General features: G+C 36.9%; 10 protein-coding genes. 4 read left to right on the forward strand and 6 right to left on the reverse strand.

What is annotated here, in order from left to right; all coding sequences use genetic code 11:
- The first annotated feature begins 173 nt into the window (after positions 1 to 173).
- The 3 genes from AC1EU0_RS04925 (at position 174) to AC1EU0_RS04935 (ending at position 2,443) form a co-directional block, all read left to right on the forward strand.
- The gene (locus tag AC1EU0_RS04925) at positions 174 to 638 is read left to right on the forward strand and encodes a hypothetical protein (protein WP_480300839.1); all 465 of its coding nucleotides are present in this window, start codon (positions 174 to 176) and stop codon (positions 636 to 638) included.
- A gap of 208 nt (positions 639 to 846) precedes the next feature.
- Entirely contained in the window at positions 847 to 1,281 is a 435-nt protein-coding gene (locus AC1EU0_RS04930; protein ID WP_480300841.1) for a hypothetical protein, read from the forward strand.
- 100 nt (positions 1,282 to 1,381) lie between these two features.
- Positions 1,382 to 2,443, forward strand: a complete 1,062-nt coding sequence (locus tag AC1EU0_RS04935; protein WP_480300842.1) for a protein-tyrosine phosphatase family protein — start codon at positions 1,382 to 1,384, stop codon at positions 2,441 to 2,443.
- 78 nt (positions 2,444 to 2,521) lie between these two features.
- On the opposite strand, the gene AC1EU0_RS04940 is transcribed toward AC1EU0_RS04935, so the two are convergent.
- Complete coding sequence (locus AC1EU0_RS04940) at positions 2,522 to 3,502, reverse strand: hypothetical protein (RefSeq protein WP_480300844.1); 981 nt, start codon at positions 3,500 to 3,502, stop codon at positions 2,522 to 2,524.
- A gap of 608 nt (positions 3,503 to 4,110) precedes the next feature.
- On the opposite strand from AC1EU0_RS04940, the gene AC1EU0_RS04945 reads away from it, so the two are divergent.
- A complete protein-coding gene (locus AC1EU0_RS04945; RefSeq protein ID WP_480300846.1) occupies positions 4,111 to 4,581 on the forward strand; it encodes a hypothetical protein in 471 nt (156 codons plus the stop codon).
- Positions 4,582 to 5,365: 784 nt separating this feature from the next.
- On the opposite strand, the gene AC1EU0_RS04950 is transcribed toward AC1EU0_RS04945, so the two are convergent.
- The 5 genes from AC1EU0_RS04950 to AC1EU0_RS04970 form a co-directional block, all read right to left on the reverse strand.
- Positions 5,366 to 5,959 (reverse strand): hypothetical protein, encoded by a 594-nt coding sequence (locus AC1EU0_RS04950; RefSeq protein WP_480300848.1) that lies wholly within the window; start codon positions 5,957 to 5,959, stop codon positions 5,366 to 5,368.
- A gap of 46 nt (positions 5,960 to 6,005) precedes the next feature.
- Positions 6,006 to 7,175, reverse strand: coding sequence for an SPOR domain-containing protein (locus AC1EU0_RS04955; protein WP_480300850.1), 1,170 nt, complete (start codon positions 7,173 to 7,175; stop codon positions 6,006 to 6,008).
- A 100-nt stretch (positions 7,176 to 7,275) separates the two neighbouring features.
- A complete protein-coding gene (locus tag AC1EU0_RS04960; protein ID WP_480300852.1) occupies positions 7,276 to 7,797 on the reverse strand; it encodes a hypothetical protein in 522 nt (173 codons plus the stop codon).
- Positions 7,787 to 8,155, reverse strand: coding sequence for a hypothetical protein (locus tag AC1EU0_RS04965; protein ID WP_480300854.1), 369 nt, complete (start codon positions 8,153 to 8,155; stop codon positions 7,787 to 7,789). Before AC1EU0_RS04965 ends, AC1EU0_RS04960 begins: the two co-directional genes overlap by 11 nt.
- 78 nt (positions 8,156 to 8,233) lie before the next feature.
- Entirely contained in the window at positions 8,234 to 11,320 is a 3,087-nt protein-coding gene (locus AC1EU0_RS04970) for a type I restriction endonuclease subunit R (RefSeq protein ID WP_480300855.1), read from the reverse strand.

Below are 11,320 nucleotides of genomic sequence, written 5' to 3' on the forward strand. Positions count from 1 at the left end.
AAATTATCAATCCTTCGAAAACAGCCACTTGTTAACCACTGTTGTTTTCGATTTTATGCTCTGTATTACTGGTAGCCTATATAAGCACTGAATAAATTATATCCATTTCGAATAAAGAAAAAGATCGATAGAGCTTATTATTGATACTTAACAACTATTTCGAGAGGTAAAAAATGAGTGCTGCTATCCAAGGAACACGACGTTCAAGCCCCGATTATAATTCAACAGAATTAGCTGCATACCCTTTTCGTCAGTCAGCTAACGCAATCAAAAACCAACAAAATCAAGATGGGGTTCAAATGCAAAAAGAGGCACTGAGTTCTGAAGACAGCCCACACCCTCATCCTACTGCAATGTATACAACATACCTTCAAAAAGTAAAAGTAGATAGGTTAAGCGCGAGAGATGTAGTAAGACTTGACAACATAAGTCCTCAAAAGGCTGCTAACTTTGCGGTTCAACAAAATAGACACGTTCAGGAACTTCAAAAAAAACTAGATGAACTCACTAATAAAAAGGCGAAGCTTACAAAAAGAAATGGTCGAACAGACGGTAGAGCAGCAGCAATAAATCATCAAATTAGCGACATATACCATAAGCTCCAAGAAGCGAAAACAACCGTCAAGTTCTTTAAATAATATATAACTTGAATTATCTCTAGCTAAAAATTAGAGCCAGCAAATTCGGCTCATTTCTGTCTTATTTTGTTGAAATAGCACTAAGTTATCAGCCAGTTACAAGCCGTACTGATAAGTCATATAACTTATGTAGTTTTTGCATTTCTCATTTTAACACTTTCATGCCAACCTGCTTAAATTCGATTGTAAATTGCCAATAGGTTTAAGTATGAGTGGGTTAATAACAGCCATAACCACAAAAGCAACTACTACAAAACAGTACTACTTCCCTAAAGCAATTGAGGGTAAAAACCTTCCTCCTTTACTTTGGAATAAAGGAAACGATCGATCGCTCAGTGAATATACAGATGCACACCACACTTTTATCACTAACACCATGAGAGATAAAGGTATTCAAGATGGAGATAATAAATGGCTTATTAGAATAAAATTACCTGTAAAGGGTGCTTCAAAATGGAGTCAGACTTGCTTTAATGAGTTTGATATTTATTTTAGTGATACAGATAAAGGGCAGGATGTGAATAGAATTGCAGTTGCTTCACTTATAAGCCGTTACGCTTTAACAGGATCTACAATAGGTGCTGCGTTACATACACAATTTTTAAATTTTGTTCCTGATAACACTTCTACTGGAAGCCAATAGATAACAATCCAATATATGCCAATAATGTTATCGATTATAAGCGAAAGCGGATAACTTTAAATTACGTTCTCTCAAATTTTATACAACTTAGATTATGGAAATGCAGCCTGATACCCTTTTACATCCGCAACTACTGCCTAGCTATCGTTTATCAGGCCATCCCCAAGCTCATCCAGACCAAAGCCCAGAAGTTTATCTAAGCTCACGTCTTTCTCGTGCAGTTCCAGCCAAATCATTTGTTGCAAGTCCATCTCGTCAAAGTCAACATCACTCTCTTCTTTCTACATTTGTCCATACTCCAGCTACACAACGTTTTCCAAAAGCAGTTCACTTAGGGTACTTCATTAGTTCCCCCCTTATATCAGAGGCTGAGTCAAAGCAAAGAGAAGATACAAATACGACACAACATTGGCGTGCACGAGCCCAGTTAATAAAGCCGGCCTATTCATTATTCACCGACATTCCTATTGTAGAGCACACTTCTGTCCCCATAAAAACCTCCAGAAATAGAGCTGCTGAAAAAGGCTTGATTTCAGCTAACTATGTTAATGTTCCCAATTTTGGTCGAATTATCGCTTCGGAGCATCCATCTGCATCTAAAGAACCATTTGAACTTTTCTGGAGGATGGTTATGCAAACTAACACCCAAATAATTTGGGATTTATCAGGAACATCCGATACAAAAATCCCGTACTACCCTGATGGCAATGTCGAAAAAATTATGATCGGATCTATCACAGTAAGAAAAACCGAAACGGGAGTTTATTTTCATAATTATGAAATGTTAGATAGTCACAGTTCATGTCATTACGTGTACAGATATTGCGTAGACGATTGGGCTGATGGCCAAAGCTACCCTTTAGACAAGTTTAACGTTTTGCTTGATAACATTAATACATGTCTGCCTGAGTTTCCTCATATGCTTATCCATTGCATGGGTGGAATTGGCCGAACAGGGGTTGTATTGGTGGCTTTATCTTTACTTGAGTATCGAGATAAATTGATTGAACCCTCTCAAACAATAGAAAAGCTTGTTGATTCAAAAATCATTCTAATACAGTTTGAGCGCTCCCTCAGAATCGTAGAGCGACCAAGCCAAAGACAAATGCTAATAGATTTAGTAGATGAGTGGCAAAAAAGAATCAAATATAACTGTGTTTGAAAATCTTCGACTTTATAGGCCGTATTCAGCCTCCAAGCTTAACGCTACTAGAGGCTCAAAGTTTAAAGGGATGTCAGTTTACTTATATTGAGTATTCGTTGCTTGCATCAATTGATTAATAATCATTTGCTTAATAAGAAATCCTACGGGACAATAAATACCTATTTTACTGGTTAACAACTCTCTTTTCTGATCATCTTCCCACATTTCAAGCAGTACCTTCGGAGACTTTGTCAATAAAAAATAAAACGATCTCAAGAAGTCATATTCATCTTTTAAGCTCAAGGTTGCCTCCAGTGAATACGTTGAAAGCTTCGTTTCATTTCCAGGATGGCAAGGGTGAACACCTAGTACTCCCTCAAGCCACTGGTTCATATCAACAACGTCCATATGCCTAAAAAACTGAAACTCCGCGAGATTTTTTTGTGTTAAAGGCAAAGCGAAATGCTTTGAAGTTGGAAGGTGCTCTAGTGCTCTTTCAACCGAATTGTGATCATACCCTAATCGCTTTAAATCGGCCTTTAGAGATGGCACTAATGGCTGGGTTATACACATAATTTGGTGGTGTAAATCAACTGTCAAAACAAGCATGCCACGTTGGACATATTCAAAAGAAGCTCCACTTTCTTTTATATCTGGAGCATAGATCAATCTTCTGTATTCATCTTTTAATTGTCTTGCCCGTTGCGCGACTTCTTCTGAAATAGGTTCATCACCGATTAGAATAATTTTCTCCAAAATAACATCTTGGTAACTTGGTGGGGCTGATTGAGCAGAAAAAGGAGAATAAAAACCTGTATTAAAAAAAGCACCACATCTGTTTGAAGTCAATTTTAGCGAACGAGTAAAAATTGGAAGATTTTGATGTTGATCAGCAATATTAAAACGACGTTTCATAGCAGCAATTACCGAGGCGCTCTGTAAGCGATGCCGCACAATCCATTGCTCAAATTTTGACGGATTATGACCTACCATTTTATGGTTAACGAATGAAATTGTTAGCCGATTATTTTCTTGTAAATCAACTCGATATCTATGATGGTTAAAAGTAAATTCCACATTTTTCGATGTTCTCTCATCTAGCGCACTTAGAAGCAATTGCTTAGGATCGTGGCCACAGAGAAAACAGCTAAAACAGCAAGTCATAAACTTATTACTATTTGTTATTCAATAATAAATACTCTATCCGACTTGTAGCAAATTAGAAGTTAAACTTAATTAACTTCTAATTTGTCACATACTGTTTTAATTTGAATTATAAGGAGCAATCACCAATCTGGTGTTTCTCTCATAAGGTGTGATGTTTGTAGCTTACAGCCCGCATAAACTCAGAAGCCATGATATTTTAATGCAAGTCATTTTCTACCATAAAATGACATTTTATTTCTTTGCTTTATATTCCATTATAAGCTTCAGATGGCGCATTCAATCATACTTCGTTTCTAATACACAACTCACTTCGGGACAAAACTACATTTAACTACGATTCAAAGCTTCCCCCTTACTTATAGTTAATATTATTCTCGCATGCACTGATAAGTTCCAATTTATGAAAATATAGTATTAGTTATCAAAGAAAAATATTAGATACCCAAGAAACATTGCGATTAATATTTAAACAATCATTTTAGTGGCTTATTGATATTTTCTTGAGAGGTTTATAGTTCATGAAGTTATTAATTTTAATTGCTGTACTTAGCGCACCAGCTTTAGCGAACAACTCTGTTAAGACATTTGGAGATTGGATAGTATTCTCTGCTGACAACGGTGACCAACTGGCAACTTCGATACCACTAAATAAATCATCTCATGGTTTCTTTATTGGATGCCACAAACATACAGATTGCTTTATTAGCTACACCAATATAATCCCTTGTATTTCCAAGACAAGTAGATTCATCCACGTAGAGCAAGACAACAGCAAAACATCATCAAATTTTGAGGCAAAGTGTATTCATGGGCAGTGGAAAGACCAACCTTTTCTTTATAATGAGGCAACAATGAGAAATTTTAACACTGTTAATGAAACAGTGAGTATTTCTTTATTTAATGAAGCAAATACAAAAAATATTTACAGTGCAATAGGCGTTATGGATGCTATAAATTATGTGTTCGGTAAGTCGAATAACTTTAGTTGAAAATGATGCCCACTAGGTCAAATGGATAGGCTTATTAGCCGCTGTTCAGCTTTGAGGTAAAGATGGTTTTGCAAGCGATCACTGCTGGCACATCTACTTTTTGCATCTTGAAATAATACTCGACCCTGCTTGAGAGGAATAATAAGCAACCATGTTGGTGAAGGCCGACATGGTTGGCTCTGTTTTAGCTTTGATAATGTGACATAATATGAGCATTGAATGACAACTTATGGTCGTTGAATGTCAACTTATGATCGAATCACCAATCATGCTGATTACACCATAAGTCTGCACAATAAATATTTATAACTCCTTGTTATCTTTGATATCAAAAATTAAGGCGATCTTCATATTTCGGTATAACCCCGCACATATCAAAGCAATTTACTCCATATGTCCGCATAAAAATTTTTAACATTTATCACTTCAGGTGCAAAAAACAGCTTCGTTTTTCGTTAGCAGTTACGCTGAATTAAGCCTAAATCCTAACAAGGAGCTAAATCTATATAAAAGGGCATTGCGTACACCTAACTGAGAACTCAAACAAAAAATTTAAAGTAAACCTTGAGAGTATTCTGAACACACTCAAAATCTATTGCTCCGAACTTGTGGACAAAAACTGCAACCACTATAAAAGAACTCAACTAAATATCCTCGCTCCATGTAAAGCGATACCAAATGAATAGCTTAGAAATAGCTATTTTGCATCACTGATTCATTCCTTTAGCTCTTCTGGATAATCAGAATTTTTTGTTCCAAATCTTAAAAATCAGATTACAGACATTTATTCATTAACTTTTACTCGTTTTAGAATATTGCTATTTGTTATTTTCCACTGTTCAACATTGTATAAATACTGCTCATAAGGTGACAGATTTTTTCGATATTTTGAATTAAGTGATCTGTTGAAAGATTTTAGCTTTTCTTCAAAAACAACTTTATCAAAATTTCCAAGTGCATCTAACGTATCATTCAATCGTTTTGTGCTTTCAACGGTCTGTACTAACCCGCCAATCTTGTTAGCAATACTGGCATAGAGCTGTTCCTTACCACCTCCATAGTTATATGTATACAGGTAGTTTCTATGCGCATCAGATCCCCAAACAATACCTTTCTTCCTATAATAATTAAGTACCCACTCTGGTGCTGGCTGAGGTTTTAAGGCCGAAGGATTTCCATTAGGGTCTACACACTCTAACGAACCATCATCGTTAATTTTAACTATGACTGCACATTTGAAGGTATTGAATTGATATGGTTTCCCATTAATGTATGTAGCATGGTCTGCTGGGTACTGATTCAACTCTTTCATTTGCTCGATGATCGAACACCCAGAAATCAAAAATATCGCAACCGTAATTAAAAAATGTTTGTACATCCCTAAACCCTTTTGAAATCCATTAAAGTATTGAAGCCACATTTATCTAGGGGGTATAAGTCATAGCTATACGCCCTAAACCTTTCGTGTCATACCGAACGATTTGTCCTTCTAAACCAGTAAGTATTTTGATCTGCTCTTGTTGAACACGCATACTTGCAAACGAATTATGTCTCCCAACATATATTTCTACCAGCCCATTCACTTCAGTTTTTAAGGGGAAATAAACAACGTAACCTTTATCATCTAGTACCCGTGTTAATTGCGTTGCATCATGATTATTGAATCTTCCAAGAAATATCGTGGTTAGCTTTTCATTTTTTGATAATGTACCTAAATCCTCAATTTTCCATTCATAATCTTTAGTCACTTCAGAAATAGGCTCAAGGTGTTTGTCTTTCTCTTTTATAGCCATCTCGTATAGGAATGCGATTATGTTCAATGCAAAAATAGTCAAACAAAATATTATGAGAGGCTTCAAAATGCCCGAACCAATATTAGCTTTTTTTTCATTTTGAGTTGAGTCAACAGAATTAACTTCTACTTCATTTTCACTTGGTTCGTTATGCTCCAAAAATAAGCTGTTTGGAGACTGTAAATTTGAGTTTGCTTCGAATTTATTTATGATTTCACTTGCCTCAAGACTAGATCCTAATATTGATACAACTTTACTTAATTCGATCGCTGCCTCTGGTTTATCGTCAACCAACAGCTGTTCGCCATATTGCTGTAACTCAGGAGAAGTTCCAAAAAAACTCCGAATAAAATTGACTCGCATAACCTCAGCATTGCTCTTTGCATCATTAAAGTTTTTATTGGGGAGCGTTTCTTTAACAAAATCTAAAGCTAACTTTTGAGATATTGACTCAAGTGCAAGTCTGCACTTTTCAACTTCTGGTTGATATTTAGCTACTGTTTCCCAATCATCTTGAATTGTTTTAGACATTTCTGTTATGGATAAATCACTAAGTGATAACTTCATCACCTCAACTGGAGCTTTAGAGTTAGGGATACTTTGTGGCTTCGTATAGTTCCTTTTTTGCTGTTGGCGAGGTTTTATTAACCACTTATAAAGTTTTGCTAACAGAAAAAGTTCAAGAACAATTATTACTACACCTGGTTCTTTACCTGAAGTTGCGATAATCGGTAAGTTGACAACAATAAACAATCCTAAAAAGGCAATTAGGCATAAAATTACAGCTAAGAATTTATTCAATTTAAATTACTTCCTTATAAACAACTATCATCATTTTCCCTCAGATGAATAACGACTTTCCCCCGAGGTAATTTACAAAAAATAGAGCTGACAACAAAGGCTATCCCAAAGATTTTTTACTCTTCACCTCTATCTCACAAGCCTCCTTAATTTTCTCTATTGAGAGATCGATATGTTCAATTTCTTTATTTATACGATTTCGCTCCATTTTACGCTCGACGAGATCTTGTTCACTGTAGATAACGTCATACTTCTCCTTTAATGGCACAAGCGTTAATTCCAATTGATGCCTTTGCTGTTTGAGGCTTTCTGTTCTCGTTCGAACCAGTTCGTTAATTTCATTGTGCTCCCTTAATGAATCATTTATATCCTCCATAAAACCTGAAAATGAATCTAACGCAGATCCTGTTGCTGTACCAACTTCTGAAATGGTTTCTTTGGTTTGCTTAACCGCTTCTACATAATCAGCTTTGGGTTTAGTGCAAAACATGACTAGACCAGAAATAGTAATGAATGGAATAGCAATATAGGTCAAATAGACACCTACATAAGAAACCGTAAACAAAGTGATCAAGTAGAGAATTGAGGAAACCCAAAAAACAAATGCAGCTTTAGAATGCATCTTTATCCTTCTTAATAGAAAAGCCATTATAGATTTTCATTTGGCTTCTGCCCTTATAACTACTTAGTTTCCCACTTGCACAAACCGTTTGGTTATATATGGCACTCAAAGATCCAACCTCTTTTTCAACCGAAGTAATATGATTATGCCAAACAACCAATGTGAGAGCCTGACTTGGATAAGACCCATTTAAGTTTATGTATACCCCTTTTTTGAAATTTGAAACTTGCTTGACTACGCCACATGCAATCACACTTTCTCCGATATGAAATGCTGATTGTGATGCGTTAATTTTGTCTATGGAATAAGCATTGCCACAAACAATACTGGCAATAAGCGTGATAACGGCTCTTTTCACAAACTAATACCTCTACGACTTTATTGTATAACCGAATGAATGCAGTCCAATCGGATGTAATTCTCAACTAAACCTAACCTAAATCTGATTTTGATTATCAACCGTACTTTGCAAACTCTGAGTCCATGCGGCTTTAAAAGCTGGGTCTTGTGCATAAAGCTTATAGAGTTCCAATTCATCCCTACGACGTTGTAGCATGATTTCTTTTAGCATTTTCTCAAAGGCTAATTCACGGTTGAATGGGTCTGGGTTGTTTTGATATTTACTTTCAAAATCTGGATGATCCTTGAGACTTTCAGCAATATTAATAAACTTCACTTTCTGTTCTTCTGGCGTAGCACTCCAACCTTGGAACCAGCGCTCATTAAAGTTTTTGATAATATCATCCAGAGGATCTTTTTCAGCTTCACCATGACTACCACGAGGGTTTGGATTTTGAGGGTCTAGTACCGTTTCACTATCATCCATTTCAATAGTGTGATTAAGCTTATTCCGTTGCAAACCATAAGAGCTTAAATCTACAGAATCTAATAACTTGTCGATTGCGTCAGAGTCAGGGTCTTTAACAATCAGTTTTGGAATTAGGAACTTTAAGAACCAAAACAGCTTCTCCCACGCCACAATCTCATACGGCATGATAGAGGCCATTTGCCCATAGATTTTTACAAACTGTTTCGCTTTGATTTTAAAATCAACTTTGTCGTCTTCTTCTAACTCAAGTTCATTATTAAATCGATTTGCCGCAACATCGATAATTGGGCTTAGCTTTTGAGCATCAGCGTTATCAAAGTACAACTCAACAAAGCGTTCAACTTCATGCCACTCATATACTCCTACATCATCGAGTGCATCTTTTAACTCGTGTAGCACATTGACATCTGTAGCCTCAGAAAGACTGGTTGACGTATAGAAAGGATCAAACGAAGCTTTGATATCATCCGTGCTATTAAAAAAGTCTAAAACGAATAAGTCTTCTGTTTTTTTGCCAAGCTTAGGTGCTGAACGGTTTAATCGTGATAAAGCCTGCACGCATAGCACACTCGCCAGCTTCTTATCCACATACATGGCGCTTAGCTTAGGTTGGTCAAACCCTGTTAGGTACTTGTTTGCCACAACAAGTATACGAAATTCGTCTTGGTTGATGTGCTTAGGAACTTTGTCATCTGAGCTTTTACGTTTGAAGTTAACATCAAAATACTCTTTGGTATCGGCTTCAGAAAAACCATTCATCTCCGCTTCTGTGTACTCAATGCCATCCACTTCTTTAGTGCCCGAGAACGCAATCAAGGCTTTAAATGGGTTACCCTTTTCATTTAAAAGGCGTGTAATAGCTTTGTAATAGCGGATAGCTGTTTCAATATTTTGAGTAACCACCATCGCTTTAGCTTTGCCTTTCAGCTTCTTCGCATTAACGACCTTATCAGTAAAATGCTCAAGCATAATTTCAGCTTTGGTATTGATGGTTTGCTGCTCTCGCTCTACATAAGCTCTCAGCTTCTTTTGCGCTTTTTGGGTATCGAAAAGCGGATTATCTTGAATCGACTTTTCAATTTCGTAATAGCTTTTATAGGTGGTGTAATTGGCGATCACATCAAGAATAAAGCCTTCTTCAATCGCCTGTTTCATTGAATACAGATGAAAAGGAACAAATGTGCCGTCAGGTTGCTGCTCGCCAAACTTTTCTAAAGTAGAGTTTTTTGGGGTTGCAGTGAAAGCAAAATAAGACGCATTACCACGCATTTTTCTTGAGCGCATCGCATTCAAAATCTTATCTTGAGCATCTTCCGATTCTTCAACCTCTGCTTTGCCCATCGCTCGATTCATATTATCGTGAGCCGAGCCTGATTGTGAGCTATGCGCCTCATCAATGATCACAGCAAAGCGCTTATCACTTAAATCTTCAATGCCATCAATGATGAATGGAAACTTTTGGATAGTGGTAATGATGATTTTCTTACCAACTTCCAATGCCGATTTTAGTTCTGATGCCTTATGCGCTGGGGCTACAATATTCTTAACCTCAGAAAATTCTTTGATGTTATCTCTAAGTTGTTTATCAAGTAATCTTCTGTCTGTAACCACAATCACAGAGTCAAATAGGGCTTCTTCCATGCCCTTACTACCACGAACCGCTGTCGAAACTGGGTAGGTCTCGATAAGCTGATAGGCAGCCCAAGTTATGGAATTCGATTTACCAGAACCTGCTGAGTGCTGGATCAAATAAGTGTGACCAACACCTTGAGTCGCAACATGGTCAACCAGTTTCCTGACCACATCCATCTGATGATAACGAGGAAAGAACAAAGTACGCTTTTTCAAATCGTCTTTGCTACTGCCATCTAAGCGAACAAAATGCTGAATAATGTTTGCAAGACTTTCTTTAGTAAACACCTCTTCCCATAGGTAGCTGGTCTTGTGCCCATTTGGGTTTGGAGGGTTACCCTGCCCATGATTGTTACCTTTATTAAAAGGCAAAAAGAAGGTGCTTTTCCCTGCTAACTTGGTGGTCATATAGACTTCATCTGTGTCTACTGCCATATGTACAAGGCAGCGACCAAACTGAAGTAGCGGCTGATTAATATCCCTATCATTACGATACTGCTTCTGTCCGTGATATCGAGCCGTTTGATTCGTCCAATGATTCTTTAATTCAAGCGTGACCAGAGGGATGCCATTAATAAACAGCACCATATCAATTTCTTGTCGAGTATTAACTGACGAATACCGAAGCTGACGAGTAACACTAAAAATATTACTCGCAAAGTTCTTCTTAACTTGAATACTCGAACTGGCAAGCGGAGCTGGATACATCAAGGTCAAATGCGCATCATCAACACTTAACCCTTTTTTCAATAAGTGTAAAACACCATGCTTTTTGATCAGCCTATCAAACCGTTCAACAATCTTACGCTTCCAATCAACAGGGCTATTGCGCTTAAGCTTTTCTATTTCTTCTTTCTGTGTTTGTTGTAAAAAATTCCAAAAATGAAGAGTATCCAACGCATAGTGCACATCAAAATCAGCTGGACTACCTTGCTTAAAGTAACGACCAGAATAATCAGGGTTTACTTCCAGTACCCCAGCTTTAATGTCTTCTAAGCTAATACCTGTAAGATGCTTTTCAATTGCTGATTCAAGAGCTTGTTCGTTTGTTTGGCTAACCAT

The sequence above is a fragment of the Parashewanella sp. 2210YD4-3 genome (genome assembly GCF_056591735.1).